This window comes from Terrabacter sp. R4-6 (genome assembly GCF_057529065.1).
This window is the reverse complement of sequence record NZ_CP197224.1, coordinates 3,488,233-3,511,156: the sequence shown is the minus strand read 5'-3', so window position 1 is coordinate 3,511,156 and position 22,924 is coordinate 3,488,233. Positions and strand designations below refer to the sequence as shown.

The 22,924-nt window shown below is 72.8% G+C and carries 22 protein-coding genes; 11 read left to right on the top strand and 11 right to left on the bottom strand.

The annotated features are described in order from the left end of the window. The first annotated feature begins 54 nt into the window (after window positions 1–54). Genes ACSSS0_RS16425 through nirD form a run of 5 tightly spaced genes read left to right on the top strand, consistent with a single transcriptional unit; the run spans window position 55 to window position 8,268 of the window. Entirely contained in the window at window positions 55–1,545 is a 1,491-nt protein-coding gene (locus ACSSS0_RS16425; RefSeq protein WP_487228829.1) for a nitrate/nitrite transporter, read from the top strand. Continuing rightward, window positions 1,542–3,689 carry a molybdopterin oxidoreductase family protein gene (locus ACSSS0_RS16420; RefSeq protein ID WP_487228828.1) on the top strand — a complete coding sequence of 716 codons (2,148 nt, stop codon included), beginning with the start codon at window positions 1,542–1,544 and terminating at the stop codon, window positions 3,687–3,689. Before ACSSS0_RS16425 ends, ACSSS0_RS16420 begins: the two co-directional genes overlap by 4 nt. Beyond that, window positions 3,686–5,254 carry an FAD-dependent oxidoreductase gene (locus tag ACSSS0_RS16415; RefSeq protein ID WP_487228827.1) on the top strand — a complete coding sequence of 523 codons (1,569 nt, stop codon included), beginning with the start codon at window positions 3,686–3,688 and terminating at the stop codon, window positions 5,252–5,254. The genes ACSSS0_RS16420 and ACSSS0_RS16415 overlap by 4 nt, the downstream gene beginning before the upstream one ends. Next, entirely contained in the window at window positions 5,254–7,815 is a 2,562-nt protein-coding gene (gene nirB, locus ACSSS0_RS16410; RefSeq protein WP_487228826.1) for a nitrite reductase large subunit NirB, read from the top strand. Before ACSSS0_RS16415 ends, nirB begins: the two co-directional genes overlap by 1 nt. A gap of 18 nt (window positions 7,816–7,833) precedes the next feature. Then, the gene (nirD, locus tag ACSSS0_RS16405; protein ID WP_487228825.1) at window positions 7,834–8,268 is read left to right on the top strand and encodes a nitrite reductase small subunit NirD; all 435 of its coding nucleotides are present in this window, start codon (window positions 7,834–7,836) and stop codon (window positions 8,266–8,268) included. A 123-nt stretch (window positions 8,269–8,391) separates the two neighbouring features. Here nirD and ACSSS0_RS16400 read toward each other — a convergent pair whose 3' ends face one another. After that, the gene (locus ACSSS0_RS16400) at window positions 8,392–9,270 is read right to left on the bottom strand and encodes an SDR family oxidoreductase (RefSeq protein WP_487228824.1); all 879 of its coding nucleotides are present in this window, start codon (window positions 9,268–9,270) and stop codon (window positions 8,392–8,394) included. A 96-nt stretch (window positions 9,271–9,366) separates the two neighbouring features. Here ACSSS0_RS16400 and ACSSS0_RS16395 point away from each other — a divergent pair, with 96 nt between their 5' ends. Beyond that, the gene (locus ACSSS0_RS16395) at window positions 9,367–9,756 is read left to right on the top strand and encodes a winged helix-turn-helix transcriptional regulator (RefSeq protein ID WP_487228823.1); all 390 of its coding nucleotides are present in this window, start codon (window positions 9,367–9,369) and stop codon (window positions 9,754–9,756) included. On the opposite strand, the gene ACSSS0_RS16390 is transcribed toward ACSSS0_RS16395, so the two are convergent. Both ACSSS0_RS16390 and cobA read right to left on the bottom strand, forming a co-directional pair. Further along, complete coding sequence (locus ACSSS0_RS16390) at window positions 9,746–10,960, bottom strand: uroporphyrinogen-III synthase (protein ID WP_487228822.1); 1,215 nt, start codon at window positions 10,958–10,960, stop codon at window positions 9,746–9,748. The genes ACSSS0_RS16395 and ACSSS0_RS16390 overlap by 11 nt on opposite strands. Continuing rightward, window positions 10,957–12,027 carry a uroporphyrinogen-III C-methyltransferase gene (gene cobA / locus ACSSS0_RS16385; RefSeq protein WP_487228821.1) on the bottom strand — a complete coding sequence of 357 codons (1,071 nt, stop codon included), beginning with the start codon at window positions 12,025–12,027 and terminating at the stop codon, window positions 10,957–10,959. Before cobA ends, ACSSS0_RS16390 begins: the two co-directional genes overlap by 4 nt. Before the next feature lie 156 nt (window positions 12,028–12,183). Here cobA and ACSSS0_RS16380 point away from each other — a divergent pair, with 156 nt between their 5' ends. Continuing rightward, window positions 12,184–12,873, top strand: a complete 690-nt coding sequence (locus ACSSS0_RS16380; protein ID WP_435986879.1) for a sirohydrochlorin chelatase — start codon at window positions 12,184–12,186, stop codon at window positions 12,871–12,873. Here ACSSS0_RS16380 and ACSSS0_RS16375 read toward each other — a convergent pair. The 3 genes from ACSSS0_RS16375 to ACSSS0_RS16365 form a co-directional block, all read right to left on the bottom strand. Next, window positions 12,866–13,231: a fluoride efflux transporter FluC gene (locus ACSSS0_RS16375; RefSeq protein ID WP_487228820.1), complete on the bottom strand. Its 366-nt coding sequence runs from the start codon at window positions 13,229–13,231 to the stop codon at window positions 12,866–12,868. The two genes, ACSSS0_RS16380 and ACSSS0_RS16375, sit on opposite strands and share 8 nt — an antisense overlap. Beyond that, entirely contained in the window at window positions 13,228–13,593 is a 366-nt protein-coding gene (locus ACSSS0_RS16370) for a fluoride efflux transporter FluC (protein WP_435986881.1), read from the bottom strand. The genes ACSSS0_RS16375 and ACSSS0_RS16370 overlap by 4 nt, the downstream gene beginning before the upstream one ends. A gap of 75 nt (window positions 13,594–13,668) precedes the next feature. Further along, a complete protein-coding gene (locus ACSSS0_RS16365; RefSeq protein WP_487228819.1) occupies window positions 13,669–14,289 on the bottom strand; it encodes a WXG100 family type VII secretion target in 621 nt (206 codons plus the stop codon). Window positions 14,290–14,413: 124 nt separating this feature from the next. Here ACSSS0_RS16365 and ACSSS0_RS16360 point away from each other — a divergent pair, with 124 nt between their 5' ends. Together ACSSS0_RS16360 and ACSSS0_RS16355 are read left to right on the top strand one after the other, a co-directional pair. Next, complete coding sequence (locus ACSSS0_RS16360; protein WP_487228818.1) at window positions 14,414–15,067, top strand: IMPACT family protein; 654 nt, start codon at window positions 14,414–14,416, stop codon at window positions 15,065–15,067. A gap of 52 nt (window positions 15,068–15,119) precedes the next feature. Continuing rightward, window positions 15,120–15,692 (top strand): HhH-GPD-type base excision DNA repair protein, encoded by a 573-nt coding sequence (locus ACSSS0_RS16355; protein WP_435986884.1) that lies wholly within the window; start codon window positions 15,120–15,122, stop codon window positions 15,690–15,692. 93 nt (window positions 15,693–15,785) lie between these two features. Here ACSSS0_RS16355 and ACSSS0_RS16350 read toward each other — a convergent pair whose 3' ends face one another. Beyond that, entirely contained in the window at window positions 15,786–17,156 is a 1,371-nt protein-coding gene (locus ACSSS0_RS16350) for a cystathionine beta-synthase (RefSeq protein WP_487228817.1), read from the bottom strand. Window positions 17,157–17,312: 156 nt separating this feature from the next. Between ACSSS0_RS16350 and ACSSS0_RS16345 the strand changes: the two genes are divergently transcribed. Next, entirely contained in the window at window positions 17,313–18,509 is a 1,197-nt protein-coding gene (locus ACSSS0_RS16345; protein WP_487228816.1) for an SGNH/GDSL hydrolase family protein, read from the top strand. Window positions 18,510–18,591: 82 nt separating this feature from the next. Here ACSSS0_RS16345 and ACSSS0_RS16340 read toward each other — a convergent pair whose 3' ends face one another. Further along, window positions 18,592–19,350 carry a LolA-like protein gene (locus ACSSS0_RS16340; RefSeq protein WP_487228815.1) on the bottom strand — a complete coding sequence of 253 codons (759 nt, stop codon included), beginning with the start codon at window positions 19,348–19,350 and terminating at the stop codon, window positions 18,592–18,594. A 325-nt stretch (window positions 19,351–19,675) separates the two neighbouring features. Between ACSSS0_RS16340 and ACSSS0_RS16335 the strand changes: the two genes are divergently transcribed. Beyond that, complete coding sequence (locus ACSSS0_RS16335) at window positions 19,676–20,899, top strand: acetyl-CoA C-acetyltransferase (protein WP_435986888.1); 1,224 nt, start codon at window positions 19,676–19,678, stop codon at window positions 20,897–20,899. Between the two features lie 126 nt (window positions 20,900–21,025). On the opposite strand, the gene ACSSS0_RS16330 is transcribed toward ACSSS0_RS16335, so the two are convergent. The 3 genes from ACSSS0_RS16330 to ACSSS0_RS16320 all read right to left on the bottom strand — a co-directional run bounded on the left by ACSSS0_RS16330 (window position 21,026) and on the right by ACSSS0_RS16320 (window position 22,859). Further along, complete coding sequence (locus ACSSS0_RS16330) at window positions 21,026–21,451, bottom strand: hypothetical protein (RefSeq protein ID WP_435986889.1); 426 nt, start codon at window positions 21,449–21,451, stop codon at window positions 21,026–21,028. A 210-nt stretch (window positions 21,452–21,661) separates the two neighbouring features. After that, window positions 21,662–21,961, bottom strand: a complete 300-nt coding sequence (locus tag ACSSS0_RS16325) for a hypothetical protein (protein ID WP_487228814.1) — start codon at window positions 21,959–21,961, stop codon at window positions 21,662–21,664. A 22-nt stretch (window positions 21,962–21,983) separates the two neighbouring features. Beyond that, on the bottom strand, window positions 21,984–22,859 hold the full coding sequence (locus ACSSS0_RS16320) for a Bax inhibitor-1/YccA family protein (protein WP_435986891.1): 876 nt from the start codon (window positions 22,857–22,859) through the stop codon (window positions 21,984–21,986). Window positions 22,860–22,924 lie beyond the last annotated feature (65 nt).

Here is a 22,924-nt window from a genome sequence, read left to right as displayed (position 1 = left end):
CCCGCCTCACCCCCGTCACCGTCCGCTCGGCTCGAGCAGCCCAGGAGGAACCCCGTGAGCACCACCACCGGAAGCAGCACCGACAGCACGACCGGCAGCGCCGCCGAGACCACGGCAGCGTCACCCGCCCTCGCACCGGCCGCCGACCGTCCCAGTCGATTCCGCGAGCTCACCGCCCCCACGAAGCGGGTCATCCGTGACTGGGACCCCGAGGACACCACGGCCTGGGAGAGCGGGAACAGGGACGTCGCCCGCCGCAACCTCATCTGGTCGGTGGCGACCGAGCACATCGGCTTCTCGATCTGGTCGATCTGGTCGGTCATGGTCCTCTTCATGCCGCAGGCGGTCTACGGCTTCACGCCGGCCGACAAGTTCTTCCTCGTCGCCGTCCCGACGCTCGTCGGCGCCGTGCTCCGGGTGCCCTACACGATGGCGACGGCCTTCTTCGGCGGCCGCAACTGGGCCATCGTCAGCGGCGTCGCGCTCCTCGTGCCGACCACCCTGACGTGGTGGCTCATGGTCAACCCCGGGCACTCGCTGTCGACCTTCCTGCTCGTCGCGGGGCTCGCCGGTCTCGGTGGCGGCAACTTCGCGTCGTCGATGACGAACATCAACGCCTTCTACCCGCAGCGGATGAAGGGCTGGGCCCTCGGGCTCAACGCCGGTGGCGGCAACATCGGCGTCCCCGTCGTCCAGCTCGTCGGGCTGCTCGTCATCGCGACGCTCGGCAACCGCCGGCCGGAGGTCGTGTGCGCCGTCTACCTCGTCCTGCTCGCCGTCGCCAGCATCGGCGCCGCGGTCTTCATGGACAACCTCGACCACCAGACGGCCAACCCGAAGGCGATGCTCGAGGTGCTGCGGCACGCCGACGCCTGGGTCATCTCGCTGCTCTACATCGGCACGTTCGGCTCGTTCATCGGCTTCGGCTTCGCCTTCGGCCAGGTGCTCAACCAGACCTTCCTCGCCGGCATGACCGGGGGCGCCGCACCGACGCCGGCCCAGGCCGCCGCCGCGAGCCTGCACGCCGCACAGATCGCCTTCGTCGGGCCCCTCCTCGGCTCGGTCAGCCGGGTCTGGGGTGGCAGGCTCGCCGACCGCCGCGGTGGCGCCGCCGTGACCCTGTGGACCTTCGTCGGCCTCACCGTCGCCGGTGTCCTTGTGACCCTCGCCGCCCGCTCCGACGACGTGACGGCGGGCGCCGCGACCGGTCTCCAGCTCACCGGTCTCATCGGCGGGTTCGTGCTCCTCTTCGTCCTCTCGGGCATCGGCAACGGCTCGGTCTACAAGATGATCCCGGCGCTCTTCGAGGCGAAGTCGGCCTCGATCCCCGGTCCCGCGGTCGAGCGCACGGCCTGGTCACGCTCGATGGCCGGTGCCCTCATCGGCATCGCCGGCGCCATCGGTGCCCTCGGCGGCGTCCTCATCAACCTGGGGCTGCGCGCGTCGTACCAGGGAGCCGGCCACTCGGCCACGGCCGCGTTCGTCGTCTTCACGCTCTTCTACGTCGGCGCCGCCACCCTGACGAAGGTGCGCTACCGCCGATGACGACCACCTCATCGAGAATGCCGTCCCGCCCGCTCGGAGGGGACGCCCCCTCCGAGCAGGCGGGCGTCGCCACGCACTGCGCCTACTGCGGACTCCAGTGTGCGATGACCCTGAGCGGGACGTCGGCGGCCGACCTCACGGTCAGCCCGCGTCGGTTCCCGACGAACCGGGGCGGCCTGTGCCAGAAGGGGTGGACGAGCGCGGAGCTGCTGCGGACCCCCGGCCGGCTCACGACGCCTCTCGTGCGCCGCGCCGGCGAGCTCGTCCGCGCGTCGTGGGACGAGGCCCTCGACGTCGTGGCCGATGCCATCGTGCGGACGCAGACGGCATACGGCCGGGACGCCGTGGCGGTCTTCGGCGGTGGGGGCCTGACCAACGAGAAGGCCTACCAGCTCGGCAAGTTCGCGCGGGTGGCCCTGCGGACGAGCCAGATCGACTACAACGGCCGCTGGTGCATGAGCTCGGCCGCCGCCGCGGGCATCCGCTGCTTCGGCCTCGACCGTGGCCTCCCCTTCCCGGTCACCGACATCGGCTCGGCGCACGCCGTGCTGCTCCTCGGCGCCAACCCGGCCGAGACGATGCCACCCTTCCTGACGCATCTCGTCCGCGCCGCCGACGCCGGAGGCCTCATGGTCGCCGACCCGCGCCTCACGCCCACCGCGGCCAAGGCCGTGGACGGCGGCGGGCTGCACCTGCAGCTGCGCCCCGGCACCGACGCCGCCCTGGCCCTCGGCATGCTCCACCTCGCCGTCACCGAGGGGTATGCCGACCGGGGGTTCATCGCGGAGCGTACGTCGGGCTTCGACGAGCTGTGGACCGTCGCGGCGCAGTGGCTGCCCGAGCGCGTCGAGCGGGTCACGGGGGTCGCCGTCACGACGATGCGGGCGGCCGTCGCCGCGCTCGCCCGCGCCCGCGACACCGAGCGCGGCGCCTACATCCTGTCGGCCCGTGGCACGGAGCAGCACGCGAGCGGCACCGACACGGTGACGGCGTTCATCGCCCTCGCCCTGGCGCTCGGGCTGCCCGGCAACCCCGGCACCGGCTTCGGCACGATCACCGGTCAGGGCAACGGCCAGGGCGGTCGCGAGCACGGTCAGAAGGCCGACCAGCTGCCCGGCTACCGCAAGATCGACGACCCTGCCGCCCGGGCCCACGTCGCGGCGGTCTGGGGCATCGACCCGGCCGACCTGCCCGGCCCCGGCCGCAGCGCCTTCGAGCTGCTGTCGGCGCTCGGCACCGACGGCGGTCCGCGCGTCCTCATGGTCCACGGCAGCAACCCCGTCGTGTCGGCACCCGACGCCCGGGTCGTCACCGAGCGCCTCGCCGCCCTCGACCTGCTCGTCGTGTCGGACTTCGTCCTGTCCGAGACCGCGGCGGTCGCCGACGTCGTGCTCCCCGTCCTCCAGTGGGCCGAGGAGGAGGGCACGCTGACCAACCTCGAGGGGAGGGTCCTGCGCCGGCGCAAGGCGCTCGAGGCCCCCGAGGGGTGCCGCAGCGAGCTCGAGGTGTGGAGCGAGCTCGCACACCGGATCGGCTGCAGCACAGACTTCCCCACCGAACCGCGTGTCGTCTTCGACGAGCTGCGCCGGGCCTCGGCCGGCGGGCCGGCCGACTACTCCGCGGTGACGTGGGAGCGGCTCGACGCCGGCGAGTGCCTGCACTGGCCGTGCAGCACCGAGCGCCCGCAGGGCACGCCGCGCCTCTTCCTCGACGCCTTCGCGACGCCCGACGGCCGGGCCCGCTTCGTGGCGGTCGACCACGTCGGACCCGCCGAGTCCGACGACGCGGCCTACCCCCTGGTCGCGACGACGGGACGGGTCCTCCAGCACTACCAGTCCGGCGCCCAGACACGGCTCGTCGCCGAGCTGTCGGCCGCCGCGGGCGAGATGTTCGTCCAGATGCACCCCGACACGGCCGGTTCGGTCGGGCTCGGCGAGGGTGACCTCGTGGACGTCGTGAGCCGCCGTGGCCGCACCCGTGCCGTCGTCCGCGTCGACGAGGACATGCGTGCCGACGTCGTCTTCCTGCCGTTCCACTGGGGCGGCGACGCGCGCGCCAACTCCCTGACCCACGCCGCCCTCGACCCGACCAGCCGCATGCCCGAGTTCAAGGCGTGCGCCGTCCGCCTGGAGGCCCTTGCATGACCCGCACCCGCAGGCACGTCCTCGTCGTCGGCAACGGCATGGCCGGCGCCCGGCTCGCCGAGGAGATCCGTCACCGCGACCCCGACGCCGAGCGCTTCGCCGTCACGGTCGTCGGCGAGGAGCCGCACGCCGCCTACAACCGGGTGCTCCTGTCGACCGTCGTCGCCGGCGGCATCAGCCCACGCGACACGCGTCTCAAGCCCGACGGCTGGTGGTCCGCCCGCCACGTCGACGTCGTCACCGGCGCCCGGGTCACGGCGATCGACGCGGGGGCCCGCACCGCGACGCTCGACACCGACGGCGTCGAGAGCGTCGTCACCTGGGACGAGCTCGTCCTCGCCACGGGCAGCACGAGCTTCGTGCCCCCGACGAACGGGCTGTATGCCGGCACCCCGGGTCCCGGTGCAGCGCTGGCCGCCGGGGTCGTCGCCTTCCGCACCGTCGACGACTGCGGTCGCATCGTTACGGCTGCCGAGTCCGCTTCCACCGCAGTCGTGCTCGGCGGTGGCCTGCTCGGGCTCGAAGCGGCCCGCGGCCTGCTCGCCCGCGGCGTGGACGTCACCGTCGTGCACCCGCAGGACTTCCCGATGGACCGGCAGCTCGACGCCGACGGCGGCGCGGTCCTGTCGCGCGTCGTCCGCGGGATCGGGGCCCGCCTCGTCCTCGGACGCCTCGTCGTCGAGCGGCACGCACCGGCCGACGGTGCGTCGGCCCACGTCGTCCTCGACGACGGCACGACCCTTGCCGCCGACCTCGTCGTCGTCGCGACCGGCGTCCGGCCGCGGACCGACCTCGCCGTCGCGACCGGCCTCGACGTCGACCGCGGGATCGTCGTCGACGACCGGCTCGCCACCTCTCTCCCGCACGTCCACGCCATCGGCGAGTGCGCACAGCACCGCGGCGAGGTGCCCGGCCTCGTCCAGCCCGGCTGGGACCAGGCCCGGGTCCTCGCCGACGTGCTCACCGGCGCCGACCCCGACGCGACGTACGAGGGCACGAGCGTCCTGACCCGGCTCAAGGCACCCGACATCGACCTCGCGAGCATGGGCACGGTCGACGTCGACGTGCACGACCCGGGGCACGAGGTGCTCGCCTTCACCGACCCGAGCCGCGGCCGCTACGCCAAGCTCGTGCTGCGTCAGGACCGCCTCGTCGGTGCCATCCTGCTGGGCGTCGGCGACGCGGCGGGCGCGCTGACCCAGCTCTACGACACCGGCTCGGTCGTCCCACGGGACCGCCTGTCGCTCATGCTCGGTCGCGCCATCACCCGGTCGGGGACCGCCGAGGGCGTCAACCTCGCCGAGATGCCCGGTACGGCCGTCATCTGCCGGTGCAACACCGTGACGAAGTCCGCGATCGTCGGTGCCTTCCGGGCCGGCGCCGGGTCGGTCGGTGCGGTCGCCGAGGCCACCCGCGCGACGACCGGCTGCGGCTCGTGCAAGAGCGCCGTCGACGGCCTCTGCTCGTGGCTGCGCTCGTCCGAGCCGGCGCCCTCCCCCGAGTCCACCTCCTCGACCCCCGAACCGGTACCGGCAGCCGCCGCCCTGACCGAAGGAGCCGCCTGATGTCCACCACCACCACCGAGAGCCCGACGGGCACCGCCACCCGCACCGTCGTCGTCGTCGGCCACGGCATGGTCGGCCACCGCTTCGTCGAGGCCCTGCGCTCGCGCGACACGGAGAGCACGTGGAAGGTCACCGTCCTCTCCGAGGAGGCGGAGGCGGCATACGACCGCGTCGGCCTCTCCTCCTACGTCGGGACCTGGGACCGCGCGTCGCTCGCCCTCGCGGGCAACACGTATGCCGGCGACGACCTCGTCGACCTGCGCCTCGGCACCCGGGCCGAGCACGTCGACCGTGCGGCGCGCACCGTCACGACGAGCGCCGGGGACGTCATCGCGTACGACGAGCTCGTCCTCGCCACGGGCTCCTACCCCTTCGTGCCCCCGGTGCCGGGCCACGACTCGACCAAATGCTTCGTCTACCGCACCCTCGAGGACCTCGACGGCATCCGCGTCGCCGCCGAGACCGCGATCGAGCGGGCCGCCGCGGAGGGCCGCGAGGCCAACGGTCTCGTCGTCGGTGGTGGCCTGCTCGGCCTCGAGGCCGCCAACGCGCTGCGCCTGCTCGGCCTGACGCCGCACGTCGTCGAGTTCGCCCCGCGCCTCATGCCGCTCCAGGTCGACGACGGCGGCGGAGCGGTCCTCGAGGGACTCATCAGCCACCTCGGCGTGCAGGTCCACACGGGCGCCGGCACGAGCTCGATCGCCGCCCAGGACGACGGCCGCCTCGCCGTCGAGCTGTCCGACGGCACCGCGCTGCTCACCGACCTCGTCGTCTTCTCGGCGGGCGTGCGCCCCTCGGACGCCGTCGCCCGCGCCGCCGGCCTCGACGTCGGCGAGCGGGGCGGTGTCCTCACCGACCTCGCGTGCCGCACGAGCGACGAGAACGTCTGGGCCGTGGGAGAGGTCGCGGCCGTCGAGGGTCGCTGCTACGGCCTCGTCGCGCCCGGCTACACGATGGCGGAGGTCGTCGCGGACCGGCTGCTCGGCGGCGAGGCGACGTTCCCCGGCGCCGACCTGTCGACCAAGCTCAAGCTCCTCGGCGTCGACGTCGCCTCCTTCGGCGACGCGATGGCCACGACGCCCGGGGCGCTCGAGATCGTCCACACCGACGCGACGAAGGGCACCTACGCCAAGGTCGTCGTCAGCGACGACGCGCGGACGCTGCTCGGCGGCATCCTCGTCGGCGACGCGTCGGCGTACACGACGCTCAAGGCGTACGTCGGCCGCGAGGTGCCCGGCGACCCCGGCGCGCTCGTGTCCCCCGCCGGAGCAGAGCTCGGCGCCGACGCGCTCCCCGACGACGCCGTCATCTGCTCGTGCAACAACGTCACGAAGGGGTCGATCTGCGGCGCCATCGCCGACGGGGCGTGCGACCTCGCCGCCATCAAGGGCTGCACGAACGCCGGAACCACCTGTGGTGGTTGCCTGCCCACCGTCAAGAAGCTCCTCGTGGACTCTGGCGTCGAGCTGTCCAAGGCCCTCTGCGAGCACTTCGAGCAGAGCCGCGCCGAGCTCTTCGAGATCGTGGCCTCGACGGGCATCCGCACCTTCTCGGGGCTCGTCGCGCGCTACGGCACGGGCACCGGCTGCGAGATCTGCAAGCCGACCGTCGCCTCGATCCTCGCGTCGACGAGCAGCAACCACGTGCTCGACGGCGAGCAGGCCGCACTCCAGGACAGCAACGACCACTTCCTCGCCAACATCCAGAAGAACGGCACCTACTCCGTCGTCCCCCGCATGCCGGGTGGCGAGGTGACGGCCGACCAGCTCATCGTCATCGGTCAGATCGCCAAGGACTTCGAGCTCTACGTCAAGGTCACCGGCGGCCAGCGCATCGACCTCTTCGGCACCCGCGTCGAGCAGCTTCCCGCGATCTGGCAGCGCCTCGTCGACGTCGGCATGGAGTCGGGGCAGGCCTACGGCAAGTCGCTGCGCACCGTGAAGTCGTGCGTCGGCTCGTCGTGGTGCCGCTACGGCGTGCAGGACTCGGTCGGGATGGCCGTCGACCTCGAGCACCGCTACCGCGGGCTGAGGTCGCCGCACAAGATCAAGTTCGGCGTCTCGGGGTGTGCCCGCGAGTGTGCCGAGGCCCGCGGCAAGGACGTCGGCGTCATCGCGACCGACAAGGGCTGGAACCTCTACGTCTGCGGCAACGGCGGCCAGACGCCCGCCCATGCGCGGCTGCTCGCGAGCGACCTCGACGACGAGACCCTCGTGCGCTACATCGACCGCTTCCTCATGTTCTACGTCCGCACGGCCGACCGCCTCCAGCGCACGGCCCCCTGGCTCGACGCGCTCGAGGGCGGGCTCGAGCACCTCAGGGCCGTCGTGTGCGAGGACTCGCTCGGGATCGCCGACGACCTCGAGGCCGCGATGGGGCGTCACGTCGAGGGCTACCAGGACGAGTGGAAGGCCGTGCTCGACGACCCCGAGAAGCTCTCTCGCTTCGTGTCGTTCGTCAACGCGCCCGAGGAGGCCGACCCCACGGTCGCCTTCGACGAGTCCGGCCCGCGCAAGGTGCCGGTGCTGCTCGGGCTGCCCACGATCCGCGAGAACGTCTGAGTGCGAAGGGAACCCGTCATGACCACACTCGTCACCCCACCCGAGGCCGTCGCGGCCGAGGTTGCTCCCGCCGCCAGTCGCAGCGTCGTGCGGCCAGGCATCCTGCCGTCCCCCGGAGCGAGGCAGTGGGTGTCGGCCTGCCCGGTCGCGGCCCTCGTGCCCGGCCGTGGTGTCGCCGTGCTCCTGCCCGGCGGCGCCCAGGCGGCCCTCTTCCTGCTGCCGAACGGGATGATCTACGCCGTCGACAACCTCGACCCCTACGCGAGGGCCGCCGTGCTATCCCGGGGTTTGACCGGCGACCGCGGCGGTGAGCCGACCGTGGCCTCACCGCTGCTCAAGCAGGTCTTCTCCCTCCGCACCGGCGCCGCCCTCGACGACCCCGACGTCGCCCTGCCGACGTATGCCGTCCGCGTCCAGCACGGCACCGTGAAGATCGGCCTCCCCCTCCCCTGAACCGTCGAAAGGCCAGAACCTGTGCCCCCCAACCGTCGAAAGGCCACAAACCGGGGACCGAAGTCCCCGGTTTGTGGCCTTTCGACGGTTGAAACGGGTGGGGGCGGCGCGGGGGGGTTTGGGTCAGGCGGGGTGCGCGACGAGGGCGGCTCGGAAGGCGTCCTCGAGTCCGGTCGTCGGGCGACCGATGAGACGCGACAGGTCGCCGGAGCCGGTGAACAGCGCCCCCTCGGCGATCCCGCGGTCGCTGTCGGCGAGCACGCCGGCATACCCCTCGGGAAGACCGGCGGCGACGAGGACCGCGGTGTAGTCGGCGACGGACAGGTCGCGGTAGGCGACGTCACGTCCCGCGACGCGTCCCACCGTCTCCGCGAGCTCGCCGAGGGTGAACGCCTCGTCCCCACCGAGCTCGTAGACGGCGCCCTCGTGACCCCGGCCGTCCTCGCCCGCGAGGACGACGGCAGCAGCGTCGGCGTAGTCCGCGCGCGTCGCGGCGCTGACCCGACCCTCGCCGGCGGCACCAAGGACGGCGCCGTGCTCGAGGACCGTCGGCAGCTGGCCGGTGTAGTTCTCGAGGTACCAGGAGTTGCGCAGCAGGGCGTGCGGCAGGCCGGACGCGACGAGCAGCTCCTCCGTCGCGCGGTGCTCGGCGGCCAGCGCGAGGTCCGAGGTGTCGGCGCGCGTGATGCTCGTGTAGGCGACGAAGCCCACTCCCGCTCGCCGGGCCGCGTCGATGACGTTGGCGTGCTGGGCGACGCGCTGGCCGACCTCGCTGCCGGAGACGAGCAGGAGCCGGTCGACACCGACGAACGCGGCGTCGAGGGAGGCGGGGTCGGTGTAGTCGGCGCGGCGCACCACGACACCACGGTCTGCCAGGTCGGCGACGGACTCGAGGTCGCGGGCGATGGCGACGACGTCGGCTGCGGGCGTGCCGCGCTCGAGGAGGGCCTCGACGACGAGACGGCCGAGGTGACCGCTGGCACCGGTGACGAGAAGGGTCATGACGTTCCTTTCGGGTGGGGCTGACACCCTCCGGAACGACCCCACCCCCGCCTTACTTCCCAATAGTTAGTACCCACTTTGAAGTAAGGTACTGACATGACGGTTAGTGACACCCTGCGTCGGCACTTCCCCGACGGCGTCTTCTCCTCCGACTGCCCCAGCCGTGTCGTGCTCGACCACGTGACGAGCAAGTGGGGCACGCTCGTCATCCTCGCCCTGGCCGAGGGCGACCCGCTGCGGTGGAGCGAGCTGCGCCGTCGCGCCGAGGGCGTCAGCGAGAAGATGCTCGCCCAGACCCTGCGGATGCTCGAGGCCGACGGGCTCGTCCACCGGGACGCCCGGCCCGTCGTCCCGCCGCACGTCGAGTACTCCCTCACCGCGCGAGGCGCCGACCTCGCCGAGCGGATGGTGCCGCTCATGGACTGGATCGCCGACCACGCGCCCGCCATCGTCGGTGACGCCGAGACGGCGGCCGCTACACGTTGAGCCGGTAGCCCCGGCGCACGACCGTCTGCACGAGGTGGCGGTCGGGCAGCGCCGACCGGAGTCGGCTCACGGCCATGTCGAGCGCGTGCTCGTTCTCCGCCTCGGGCAGCTCGTCGAGGAGCCGCTCGCGGCTCAGGACCGCGCCGGGCTCGGACATGAGCGCCGCGAGCATCGCCCGCGGACCGCGGGCCAGGGTCACGGTCTCGCCACCGAAGGTCACGACGCGCCCGTGCACGACGAGCGGCCCCAGTGCGGTCTGCACCTCGGCGACGCCGTTGAGCGTCAGGTGCTCGATGACGGTCCGGATGAGCGCGCCCATACGGAAGCGGTCGGGGAAGATGGGGGTCACCCCGAGGTCGAGCAGTGGCGCTGCGGTCACCGGCCCGACCGCAGCCGCCGTGACGCCGCACCGCATGGCATCGACGAGCACGCCGTCCATGCCGAGCTGCGCTGCGGCAGAGACGAGTCCGTCGACCGCGGGCGCCGACGTGAAGGTCACGACGTCGACCTCACGAGCCGCGACCGCCGCGACGAGCCGTCCCAGCCGGCTCTCGTCCGTCGGCCGCACCCAGCGGTAGGGCGCCACGGTCAGGACCGTCGCACCGGCCGAACGCAGCCGTTCGAGCTGCTCGACGTCCTCGTGGCCGTGGAGCTGCACCGCGACGCGGCGCCCGACGACGCCGCCCTCGAGGGCGAGCCCGACCGTCGACGCGGTGCGCTCGTCGTCGGCGATGCCGTCGTCGTCGTGCCCGGCCGCCCGGACGGCGCCACGCGCCTTGGGGCCGCGGACGATGATCCGCGCCTGGTCGAGGGTGCGAGCGAGGTCCTCGCCGAGACCCGCCGCGTCCGCCGCCTCGATCCAGCGACGGAAGCCGTACGCGGTCGTGACGATGACGACGTCGGGTCGGCCCTCGATGACGGCGCGCGTGTCGCCGATGAGGATCTCGTCCTCGTCGACGGGCGCGATGCGCACGGCCGGCGCGTGGAGCACCTCGGCGCCACGGCGCACGAAGGCGTCGATGAGGTCGCCCGACCGCCGGTCGGAGGTCACGGCGATCCGGAAGCCGTCGAGCACCGGGCCCGTGGGGTCCACGCGGACGGCGTCGGGGTCGGGGCCCGTCAGCTCGGCCGACCAGGCCGTACGCGGGTGGCCGCGACCCGCGGTCCCTGCGGCCTGCGTCGGCGGGGCGGTGGGCTCGCTCACGCGACGACGTCCATCGCGAGCCCGTCGGCGGACCGCGCGCCGACGCGGCGCGCCCACACGGCGGACTGGCGCACGACCTCACCGACGACGATGACCGACGGCGAGGTGGCGCCGGCCCTGGCGGCGAGGTCGGGCAGGGTGGCGAGGGTGCCGACGATGCTGCGTTGGTCGGGGGTGAAGCCCCGCTCGACGACGGCAGCGGGCGTGTCGGCGGCGAGCCCAGCTCGCGCCAGCGCGGTCGTCAGCGGGACGAGGTTGTGCATGCCCATGAGGACGACCACGGTGCCACCGAGGCCTGCGAGCGACCGCGCCTGCTCGGGCTCGAGCGGGACGTGACCCGACACGACGGTGAAGACGTGGCTGACGCCGCGGTGGGTCACCGGTATGCCGGCGCTCCCGGGCACGCCGACCGCCGAGGAGACCCCGGGCACGACGGTCACGGGCAGCCCGGCCTCGACCGCGGCCGCGACCTCCTCGCCGCCCCGGCCCAAGACGTAGGGGTCGCCGCCCTTGAGCCGCACGACCGTGAGGCCGTCGAGTGCACGCTCGACCATGATCCCCTCGATCTCGTCCTGGGGCACCGCATGGTGTCCGGGCCGCTTGCCGACGTCGACCACCTCGGCCCCCGGGGCGAGACGGGCGACGTCGCCCACCTCGGCGAGCCGGTCGGTGAGCACGACGTCGGCCTCGGCGAGGGCGCGGATCCCGGCGAGGGTCAGCAGCTCGAGACCCCCGGGACCAGCACCCACGAGGACGACCCGGCCCCGGGGCGCGTCCGGGACCGGCTCGGTCACGACGGGGCACCTGCCGGCGAGCGCCTCACGGACCGGTGCCCACGTGGACCCGGGACCGACGAGCACGGCGAGCCGGGCGCGGGCGCACACCTCCGCCGTGACGTCACCCGGTGAGGCGGCGACCGTGACCACGGCACCGGCCCGCTCGTGGCGACGCACGACGGAGTCCGTGAGGCCCGGAGGCCCCACGACGAGCACGGGCAGTCCCGTCAGGTCGGTCTCGATCAGCACGGCGGCCTCCCGTCGCAGCTCGCGTTCCACGTCGGCTCCCACGGTAGGAAGAGTGTGTTTCGTCCGCGTTTCCGTCCCGCGATGGCACGGTAACGGCCTGCTCACCCGGGCGCACGCGTGCCGTGCGTTCCGCGAGACCGCTCCCCGCGCGCGTGGTCAGGACGCCGACGGTCCGCCCGGACCTGACAGAGTGAGCCCATGACCAGCCCCGCGCCCGTGCTCGTGGCGGTGGCCCACGGCACGTCGTCCGCCGCCGGCCGGTCGGCGATCGGCAGCCTCGTGGCCGCCGTCGCCGCACGGCGCCCGGACCTCACCGTCCGCGCGGCGTTCGTCGACGTGCAGCCCCCGGACCCGGCCGCCGTGCTCTCCTCGCTGCACGACGCCGGCCCCGCCCGGCTGGTGCCGCTGCTGCTGTCGGCGGGCTACCACGTCTACGTCGACCTCGCGGAGGCCGCCGCAGCCGTGCCAGGCACCACCGTGGCCCCCGCCCTCGGTCCCGACGACCGCCTCGCGGGCCTGCTGCGCGACCGCCTCGTCGCGGCCGGGCTGCGTGACGACGACGTCGTGGTGCTCGCCGCGGCCGGGTCGTCACAGGCCTCGGCGGTCGCCGACTGCGAGCGCGTGGCCGCTGCACTGGGGCAGCGCCTCGGGCGTCATGTCGTCGCCGGGTTCCTGTCCGCCGCCGAGCCGAAACTCGTCGATGCCGTTGCGGCACAACGCCTCCCGGGCCGTCGCGTCGTCGTGGCCACCTACCTGCTCGCGCCGGGCTTCTTCGCCGAGCTCGCCGGCAGGTCCGGCGCCGACGTCGTCACCCCGCCGCTCCTGCTGCCCCACGAACCGGCTCCCGAGGCCCTCGTCGACGTCGTCGTCGAGCGCTACCTCAGCTGACGACCGCCCAGGCGCCCCAGGCCGCGAGGAGCCCGAGCGCGACGTTGGCGGCGATGTTGCCGACGGCGTCACGGCGACGGTTCTCGAGCCACAGCTCCACCGTGTCGGCCGCGAGCGTGGACAGGGTCGACAATCCGCCGCAGAAGCCACCGATGACGACGAGCGACCACGTCGGACCCAGCTCGACGCGGTCGGCCACGACGGCTCCGCCGACGACCGACGCCAGGACGTTGGCGGCGAGCACCCCGAAGGGCAGCGGTCGCTTCGACAGGGTCCGTACGAGCCACGTGCGCAGCAGGGCGCCGGTCGAGCCGGCTCCGACGGCGAGCACCCAGCCCCACCATGCGACCGCGCTCACGCGGTCTCCCGGTCACCGTCGGTGAGCAGACCGCCCAGCCACATCCCCAGCGCGGCCGCGGCCACCCCGAGGACGATGCTCGTCAGCAGGCCCAGCGCGACGGCGTACCCGGGGGTGCCGTCGACGAAGGCGATGCTGAGGGCCGAGAAGGACGTCAGCGACCCGAGACCACCGGAGCCGAGCATCGAGCGCAGTCGGGGCCGCACGGGGAGCCGGACGAGCACGCCGAGGAGGAAGGCGCCGACGACGTTGATGACGCTGATGCGCGGGTCCCACTGCGCACCGCCGCTGTGACCCGTCGTCAGGAGCAGCCGGAGCAGCGTGCCCACGGCGCCGCCGAGGGCCACTGCGAACGGGTGCATGGCGACAGTGTCTCAGCCGGGCCCGCGCACGACCGCGCGAAGGCCGGGCCCCGGCGTGCCGCGAGGTGGCCGTGCTCAGCGGATCGGCAGGCCGAGACCGTGCGCGGCCGCGGCCGCCACGTCGGCCGGCAGGACCGGCCCGTAGGTCGCGTCGACGGGCACGAAGGCAGCACCCGTCCCGTGGGTGCCGCCGATCCAGTGGCCCCAGCCCATCCCGTGCAACGGCTGCGGCACGCCCGGTGTGACGAGCGGTCGACCGCCGCCCGGGCCCCACCCGACGAGCACCTCGGACCAGGCGCCGACGGGCGTGGCGTGCAGCGTCGGCCGACCCCCGTGGCCACCCGGGTGTCCGCCACCCGGGTGTCCGCCACCCGTGGGGACCACGCCGCCGCCACCACCGCCGTGGTGCGACCCTCCGGCACCCGCGGACGTGCCGCTCGAGCGGTGCTGGAGGTCGGCGTTGTCGTGGAGGCGCCGCGAAAGCTGGTCGAGCTCGGCGGCGATGCGGGTGAGGTCGTGCTCGACCCGACGCCAGCGTTCGACGAGGTGCTGCAGGTCCGGCCCCTGCCAGACCCGCTGCATCGTGGACACGGCCCGCTGTCCACGCGCCCGGACGACGTCGACCTCACGGCCGAACGACGCCATCCGGCCCGCCGAGTCGCGCAGCGCGTCGACGTCAGCACCCTTCGAGAACACAGATCTCCCCTTCACCCCTGACAAGCCGGCCCCATCCTCACCTGTCGGCGGCGCCTCGTGCAATGGGGAGGCCTCCCCGGCCCCACGGCATACTCGGAGCGTCCCGCCCCGGCCCGAGGAAGGTATGCCGCTGAGCCCGCCACGCCGCTACCTCACCCTCGCGTCCCCCGCCTCCGCCGAGCTCGAGGTGAAGCGCTCGCGCTTCATCTGCGACGTCGCGCCCGTGCCGTCCGAGGACGACGCCCGGGCCTTCGTCGAGACCGTGCGGTCGGGGACCCGCGACGCGCGGCACCACTGCACGGCGTTCGTGCTCGGGCCCGACGGCGCCACCCAGCGCAGCAACGACGACGGCGAGCCGTCCGGGACGGCCGGAGCACCGATGCTCGACGTCCTGCGCGGCCGCGGCCTGACCGACGTCGTGGCCGTCGTGACCCGGTGGTTCGGCGGCACCCTGCTCGGCACCGGTGGCCTCATCCGCGCCTACGGCGACGCCGTCTCCGCCGCACTCGACGCCGCGACACCGGTGGCCTACGCGCTGCGCGACGGGCTCGTCGTGACCGTCGGGAGCGCCGATGCGCCGCGCGTCGAGAACGCGCTGCGGGGCCACCCCGGCTGTGCCGTCACGTCGACGACCTGGGGCGCGAGCGGTCTCGTCCTCGCCCTCGCCGTCGAGCCGGGCACCGGGGAGTCCGTCCGCGGCCTCGTCGGCGCCCTCACCGCGGGCGCGGGCGAGGTCACCGGCGGACGTGCGTCATGGGTCCGGGTCCCGTCGCCGTAGTCGTCCCACCCGGTCCCGCCGGCAGCGGATGGGCGCGTGAGAGCATGCCTGCATGGGCTTCCAGATCGCCAACGAACCAGCCGCCGACCAGGTCCTCGACGAGTACCCGTTCGCCGTCGTCGTCGGGATGATGCTCGACCAGCAGTACGGCATGGAGCACGCCTTCCGCGGTGGCTACAAGGTGCTGAGCCGCTTCGGCACGCTCGACCCCGCCGCGATCGCCGACGCGGATCCCGAGGCGTTCAAGGCCATGGCCAGCACCCCGCCGGCCATCCACCGCTTCCCCGGCTCCATGGCGGCCCGGCTGCAGGAGCTGGCCGCACTCGTCGTCGACCGCTACGACGGCGACGTCACGCGGCTCTGGACCGAGGCGACCACCGGCAAGGAGCTCTTCGCGCGCGTCCAGGAGCTGCCGGGCTTCGGCAAGCAGAAGGCGCAGATCTTCGTGGCCCTGCTCGCCAAGCAGCTCGGCGTGAGGCCCGAGGGCTGGGAGGCCGTCGCCGGGGACTACGCGCTCGACGGCTACCGCTCGGTGGCCGACGTCGTCGACGGCGACTCCCTCCTCAAGGTGCGGGAGTTCAAGCAGGCCAAGAAGGCCAGCGCCAAGGCCGCCCAGGACGCCTGAGCCGCAGCCCTTTTCGCACGTATGCCGCTGGGCTCGCTTCTCGTGGAAGCGAGCCCAGCGGCATACGTCGTCTCAGGCTGTGCCTGACGGAGGTCAGTCGGCGAGGAAGCCGAGCAGGTCGGCGCGGGTGAGGACGCCGATCGGCTTGCCGTCCTCAACGACGAGGATCGCGTCGGACTCCTCGAGCTCCTTGCGCGCCGCCGACACGGGCGAGCCGGCGCCGACGAGGGGCAGGCCCTTCTCCATGTGCTTCTCGACGGAGTCGGCGAGGTGCGCCTGACCGGTGAAGAGCGCGGCGAGCAGGGCCCGCTCGCTGACGGATCCGGCCACCTCACCGGACATGACGGGCGGCTCGGCCTTGACGACCGGCATCTGGGAGACGCCGTACTCGCGCAGGATCTGCACGGCGTCGCGGATCGTCTCGTTGGGGTGCGTGTGCACGAGGGCCGGCATGTCGCCGGACTTGCCGTGCAGCACCGAGCCGACCGTCGCCTCGGTGTGGTCGTTGAGGAAGCCGTACGAGTGCATCCACTCGTCGTTGAAGATCTTGCTCATGTAGCCGCGGCCCGAGTCGGGCAGCAGCACGACCATGACGGCGTCCTCGGGCAGGTCCTTCGCAGCGCGCAACGCGGCCACGACGGCCATGCCGCAGGAGCCGCCGACGAGCAGGCCCTCCTCGCGGGCGAGGCGACGGGTCATCTCGAACGAGTCGGCGTCGCTGACGGCGATGACGTCGTCGACGACCGACGGGTCGTAGGCGCCCGGCCAGAAGTCCTCACCGACGCCCTCGACGAGGTAGGGACGGCCCGTGCCGCCGGAGTAGACGGAGCCCTCGGGGTCGGCCGCGATGACGCGGACGGCGCCGTCGCTGACCTCCTTGAGGTACTTGCCGGTGCCGCTGATCGTGCCTCCGGTGCCGGCGCCGGCCACGAAGTGCGTGATCCGGCCGTCGGTGTCGCGCCAGATCTCGGGACCGGTCGTCAGGTAGTGGCTGTTGGGGCCCTCGGGGTTGTAGTACTGGTTGGGCTTCCACGCACCGTCGATCTCGCGCACGAGACGGTCGGAGACGGAGTAGTAGGAGTCGGGGTGCTCGGGCTCGACGGCGGTCGGGCAGACGACGACCTCGGCCCCGTAGGCCTTGAGCACGTCGCGCTTGTCCTGGCTCACCTTGTCGGGGCAGACGAAGACACAGTGGTAGCCACGGCGCTGCGCGACGAGGGCCAGACCCACGCCGGTGTTGCCGCTCGTCGGCTCGACGATGGTGCCACCGGGCTCGAGCAGCCCGTCGCGCTCGGCCGCCTCGACCATGCGCAGGGCGATGCGGTCCTTCACCGAGCCGCCGGGGTTGAAGTACTCGACCTTCGCCAGGACGGTGCACCTCACCCCCGCGTCCGCGACGACGGAGCCGAGCTTGACCAGGGGCGTGTTGCCGACGAGGTCGGCGACGTTCTCTGCGTACTTCACCCGCCCATCCTAGGAGGGCCGTCCCACGGGCCGAGACACGCGGTGCCGCCACCGCACCGGCGGGAGTCGCGAACCGGGCACGGACGGTCGGGCCGGGGCGTTACCGTGGTGGACCCGGTCGAGAGGGTCGACCACGGCACAGGAGGGGGCTTCGGGATGGGGCGTGCACGGCGCGCGCGCAAGATCGCCCAGGCGGCGGCCTACGGCGGCGGGATGGGAGTCGCCGGTCTCGGCGCGCTCGGGGCCCTCGGCTACGGCATCCTGCGCGGCGAGGCGATGATGGCCCGGCGGATCGTGGGCCAGCGCTTCGAGGGCGCGCCGTCCGACAGCGGCACCTACGGGTCCGGCTCGGGCGTGCCCCTGCGGTTCCTCGTGCTCGGCGACTCGACCGGCGTCGGCATGGGCGCCGACCACCCGCACCAGACCGTCGGCGCGACGATCGCGAGCGGCATCGCCGCCTTCAGCGGCCGTCCCGTCGAGCTGACCAACGTCGCCGTCATAGGCGCCGAGTCCACGGGCCTCGACGAGCAGCTGGAGCGCGGCCTCGCCGCCGTCCCCGACCCCGACGTCGCCGTCATCATGGTCGGCGCCAACGACGTGACCCACCGCATCGACCGCTCCATCGCCGTGCGCCACCTCGAGATGGCCGTGTGCGGCCTGCGGGAGGCCGGGGCCGAGGTCGTCGTCGGCACCTGCCCCGACCTCGGCGCCATCCAGCCCGTGCCACAGCCGCTGCGCCTGCTCGCGCGCCGCTGGTCGCGCGACCTCGCCGCCGCCCAGACCGTCGCCGTCGTCGAGGCGGGCGGGCGCGCCGTGTCGATCGGCGACCTGCTCAGCGAGGCGTTCTCGGCCGAGCCGCACGTCATGTTCAGCAAGGACCGCTTCCACCCGAGCCCGGCCGGCTACGCCCGCGTCGCCGCCGCCCTGCTCCCGACCGTCAGCGCGGCGCTCGACCTCTTCGGTGAGGGCAGCAGCCCGACCGAGCCCAACCTGCACCGCGGCGAGAGCGTCGGCCCGCTGGCCGTGGCCGCGACCAAGGCGGTGACGCGGCCGGGCACCGAGGTGGCTCCGGCCGAGGTGGACGGTCAGGCCAGGGGCGCCCACGGGCGGTGGGCCGTGCTGCTGCACCGGATCCGCCCGACCGTACCCCTGCCGGCGCTCCCCGGGCGCCCCGGAGCCGGCCCTGCGGCGCCCGCCGACGACCCGACCGCGCCGGACCCCTGCGCGAGCGGGACGGCATACCCCGTCGGTGACGTGGACGCGGCGCTCACGGGCGGCGGGTCGACCGGCGCGGAGAGCGCGGACGGCGCGGAGAGCGCGGACGGGCGGACCGAGGACCCCGTCCTGCGCTGACCCGCACCCGACCGCCGATGAGGCGGGCACGACGAAGGGGCCGTCCGCTGTTGCGGACGGCCCCTTCGACGTGCGGTCGGACTCAGCTGATCTTCATGATCTGGTCGGCCTCGGGCGCCTTGATGCCGAGGTCGGCGTTCCACTGGGAGAAGTCGAGCTGTCCCGGGCTGGCGGTCGAGCCGGTGAAGCGCACGACCTCGTTCTTGTCCTTCGAGACGTAGAGCGCGCCCTCGGCCTTGCCCTTCTTGTCGGTGAGGACCCAGCAGTCCACGCCGCCGACGTTCTCGCTCGCGACGTCGGTGGCCAGCTGCTGCGAGGTGACCGCGCCGAAGGCCTTCTGGAGGAAGCTCTTGAGGCTGAGGCTCTCGGTCATCGACGCGGCCGAGGACGGCGCCTTGATGAACTTGTCGCCGGCCTTCTGCACGGCCGCGGGGGCACCCTGCTTCTTCCAGAACGTCTCGTCGCCCTGGATGTAGACGGCGTCGCCGACGGAGATGACGCGCGCCTTGCCGTCACCCTCCATCTCGATGGCGATGTCGGCCGTCTTGCCGTCGCTCGTGCCCTTGAAGTCGATCTTGATCGTCTTGCCGCTCTGGTCGACCTGCCCGACGAAGGCGCCGGACGTGGCGGCCAGCGCGTTCGTCTTGGCCTTGTCGAGGATGTCGGACGCCTCGGGGGCGTCGCTCGCAGCGGTGGTGGACGAGCTCGCCGAGGCGGGCGTCGACGCACTCGAACCGGTGGAGCCGGTGGCGGGCGTCTCGGACTTCGAGCACGCGGCGGCGCCGAGGCTGATCGCGATCGCGCCGGACACGGCGACGACGCGGGTCGTGAAGGTGTTCATGGTGGGCGTGCCCCCTGATCGTCGGAGGGTCCGGTGTGAGTGTCCGGACCGGGCCGGCGCGCGCACGCGCCAGCAACTCATCCACCCTAGCGGTCGCTCCGGCGGACCTCGGAGTCGTACCCGCTCGGCGGAAGCCGTCCTCGGTGCCTCGCCTGACGGCGCGGGGCGGAGGACGCGGCTGGGGTGGGGCCGGCGAGACGCACGTCATGGCCGGTGGCCTGTCCAACCGGTGCGAGGACGTCCTACCATCGTGGGGACTGAGCAAGCGCTTAGTCGCCCGTCGCACCGCCGCGCGGGCCGTCGATGCTGCACCAGGAGATCCCCCGTGACCGAAGCCGTCATCGTCTCGACCGCCCGCTCGCCGTTCGGCCGGGCCTTCAAGGGCTCGCTCAAGGAGGTCCGTCCCGACGACCTCGCCGCGACGGTCATCCAGGCCGCGCTCGACAAGGTGCCCGCGCTCGACAAGCGCCTCGTCGAGGACCTCTACCTCGGCTGCGCCGAGCCCTCGGGCCGCCACGGCTCCAACATGGCCAAGGTCGTCGCCACGCTCCTCGACCTCGACGCGACGCCTGCCGCGACGATCAACCGCTTCTGCGCCTCGTCGGCCCAGACGACGCGGATGGCCTTCCACGCGATCAAGGCCGGCGAGGGCGACATCTTCGTCTCGGCCGGTGTCGAGTGCGTCTCGCAGTACACCGACTGGGCCGGCGCCGGAGGGGCCAAGGAGGACCAGCAGAACGGCCGCTTCGCCGACGCCCAGGCCCGCACGAAGCGCATCGCCGAGACCAACGAGACGTGGACCGACCCCCGCGACGAGGGCCTGCTCCCCGACATCTACATCGCCATGGGCCAGACGGCCGAGAACGTCGCGACGGCCTACGGCATCTCCCGCGAGCGTCAGGACGAGTGGGGGGTCACGAGCCAGAACCGCGCCGAGGCCGCCATCGGCCGCGGCTTCTTCGACTGGGAGATCACCCCCGTCACGACCCCCGACGGCACCGTCGTGAGCAAGGACGACGGCCCCCGCGCCGGCGTCACCCTCGAGGCCGTGCAGGGTCTCAACCCCGTCTTCCGCCAGGAGGGCACCGTCACGGCCGGCAACTGCTGCCCCCTCAACGACGGCGCCGCGGCGCTCGTCATCATGAGCGACACCAAGGCCAAGGAGCTCGGCCTCGAGCCGCTCGCCCGCGTCGTGTCGACGGCCGCGACGGGCCTCTCCCCCGAGATCATGGGCCTCGGCCCGGTCGAGGCGACGAACCTCGCGCTCAAGCGGGCGGGCCTGTCGATCGGTGACATCGACCTCTACGAGATCAACGAGGCCTTCGCCGCGCAGGTCATCGGCTCGGCCGACCAGATCGGCATGGACTACGACAAGCTCAACGTCAACGGCGGCGCCATCGCCATCGGCCACCCGTTCGGCGCGACCGGAGCCCGGATCACCGGCACGCTCATCAACGCACTGCGCGAGCGGGACGGCCAGTTCGGCCTCGAGACGATGTGCGTCGGTGGCGGCCAGGGCATGGCCGTCATCTTCGAGCGCCTCAGCTGAACCGGCCCTTCCTGCACCACGTCGAGTGGGCACCCTCCCCCGCGGGAAGGTGCCCACTCGACGTCGTCGGGGCGTCAGTTCACCCCGGCGTCCTGACGGACGCTCCCGGCTTCGGTTCGACCTTCGTCAGGGAGTGATCTTGATGCAGGCCCTGGAAACGTAGGTGCGCCTGCTGTCGGCATAGAGGTAGGCGCAGGCGAGGCCGGTCTTCGCCCAACCCGTGCCCCGATGCCGGTTCCCCTCCTTGTCACAGCCGTGGGTCGAGGGGTCGCGGTCGATGTACCAGACCTTGCCCGCCGAGTCGATGTAGACGAAGTCCAGCGACCATGCGCACCAGGTCGGTCCGGAGAAGTTCAAGGTCCCGTTGAAGGTCGCGGTCTGGGACGTGATGGAGTTGCCTGAGCCGTATACGTAGTGACAGACCCTTCCCGTCGTCGTGTAGTTGTAACAGGTAGATGCGTTGGCGGACGCTGACGGTGTCGCCAGGAAACTACCCATCAGCGTGGCCAGGACCGCAGCCATGAGGACGCGCAGGCGCCGTGGTTTCGTCATTGAGACTCCCCTCCTGTGAAGTCGTCGACCGAACGGTCGACGCATGCTCGGTCTACTCCTCGAGCGGGAGGGGCTTCGCGGCGAACCTGTGCTGCCTGCGTGTACCGGCAAGAACGCGTCGTCCACGCCGCGCTCCGTGCTAGGAGCACGCGCCGGGGCCACGCGCAGACCGCGCCCGTCGACGGGCGCGCCCGTCGACGGCCGGGCACGTCAGAGGGAGCGGCGTAGGTCCGCCAGCTCGTCCGCGACCACGCGGGGATCGGTGTCGGGCCGGGCCCGGAAGAGGTCGAAGACCATGACGGACAGCTGGTCCGTGACGGTGGCCGGACCGAGGTCGGGCACCGGCTCCGCATCGTGTCCTCGGGCCTCGGCCACCCGGTCGGCGAGCGACTGGACGAGGGCCCGGACGGACGGCAGACGCGAAAGCGCGTGGTCGAGCGGCAGCTGGTGCCACCGCTCGACCACGCGCCGGAGCTCGTCGGACACCTCGTGCGGGGTCGGCGAACCCACGCTCGGAGGCGTCACGACGGTGTCAGTCGCGCAGACGCGCGAAGAGACGGACGAACTCGATGTAGAGCCAGACGATCGAGACGATGAGGCCGTGGGCGAGAAGCCACGAGTACTTCCGCGGCGCACCCAGCTGGACGGCACGGTCGATCGTGTCGAAGTCGACGGCGAGGGAGTACGACGCGAGGCCGACGCCGAGGATCGACAGGCCGATGCCGAGAGCACCGCTGCCACCGAAGCCCCAGCCGTCGATGACGCCGGTCATGAGCAGCACGACCTGCAGCAACGAGAAGAGGCCGTAGCCGACGAGGGCGAAGAAGAACATCCGGCGCGTGCGGTCGTTGACCTTGACGAAGCCGGTCGCGTAGCCGACGTACATGGCGACGAACACGCAGAGCGTCGCCATGACGGCCATGATCACGACGCCGGGGTACATCTCGTTGACGACGTTGCTGAAGGCACCGAGGAAGGCGCCCTGCAGCACGGCGTAGACCATGAGCAGCGGCACCGACACCTTCTTCATGAAGGCGATGACGAAGCCGAGGATCAGCGTGCCGACCATGCCACCGAGCCAGAAGGGCATGGCGATGGCCGGGCTGCGGTCGACCATGAACCACGACGCGAAGGCCACGGCGACCGTGACGACGAAGAGCGTGAGGCTCTTGACGACGACGTCGTCGACCGTGACGCGACCGGTGTCGGCCGGGCCGGCCGGCGGCTGCGCGTACATCTCGTTGAGCTGCTGCGCCGTCATCGCGTCCTGGGTCGCGTAGCCGGTCGTCGCAGCCTGGGCGCCCTGCTGCGCCTGCTGCGGGTTGCCCTGGGGCGAGCCGAAGCCGGCGTAGCGCTCCTTCTCGATCTGCTTGTTGAGCCGGTCGAAGACCGGGTTTCCACCTGCCATGTGAGTGCGCTCCTAAAAGCACTGGGTGCCACGACCCGCGACTGGGCGTGGCGACTGTCCCCAAG

Bases quoted from the DNA above. Each gene is read 5' to 3' on its own strand.
- ACSSS0_RS16415 (WP_487228827.1), top strand. From the start codon at position 3,686: ATGACCCGCACCCGCAGGCACGTCCTCGTCGTCGGCAACGGCATGGCC.
- ACSSS0_RS16360 (WP_487228818.1), top strand. From the start codon at position 14,414: ATGCCGCTGAGCCCGCCACGCCGCTACCTCACCCTCGCGTCCCCCGCC.
- nirD (WP_487228825.1), top strand. From the start codon at position 7,834: ATGACCACACTCGTCACCCCACCCGAGGCCGTCGCGGCCGAGGTTGCT.
- ACSSS0_RS16420 (WP_487228828.1), top strand. From the start codon at position 1,542: ATGACGACCACCTCATCGAGAATGCCGTCCCGCCCGCTCGGAGGGGAC.
- ACSSS0_RS16340 (WP_487228815.1), bottom strand. From the start codon at position 19,350: ATGAACACCTTCACGACCCGCGTCGTCGCCGTGTCCGGCGCGATCGCG.
- ACSSS0_RS16345 (WP_487228816.1), top strand. From the start codon at position 17,313: ATGGGGCGTGCACGGCGCGCGCGCAAGATCGCCCAGGCGGCGGCCTAC.
- ACSSS0_RS16355 (WP_435986884.1), top strand. From the start codon at position 15,120: ATGGGCTTCCAGATCGCCAACGAACCAGCCGCCGACCAGGTCCTCGAC.
- nirB (WP_487228826.1), top strand. From the start codon at position 5,254: ATGTCCACCACCACCACCGAGAGCCCGACGGGCACCGCCACCCGCACC.
- ACSSS0_RS16395 (WP_487228823.1), top strand. From the start codon at position 9,367: ATGACGGTTAGTGACACCCTGCGTCGGCACTTCCCCGACGGCGTCTTC.
- ACSSS0_RS16330 (WP_435986889.1), bottom strand. From the start codon at position 21,451: ATGACGAAACCACGGCGCCTGCGCGTCCTCATGGCTGCGGTCCTGGCC.
- ACSSS0_RS16370 (WP_435986881.1), bottom strand. From the start codon at position 13,593: ATGCACCCGTTCGCAGTGGCCCTCGGCGGCGCCGTGGGCACGCTGCTC.
- ACSSS0_RS16380 (WP_435986879.1), top strand. From the start codon at position 12,184: ATGACCAGCCCCGCGCCCGTGCTCGTGGCGGTGGCCCACGGCACGTCG.
- ACSSS0_RS16400 (WP_487228824.1), bottom strand. From the start codon at position 9,270: ATGACCCTTCTCGTCACCGGTGCCAGCGGTCACCTCGGCCGTCTCGTC.
- ACSSS0_RS16320 (WP_435986891.1), bottom strand. From the start codon at position 22,859: ATGGCAGGTGGAAACCCGGTCTTCGACCGGCTCAACAAGCAGATCGAG.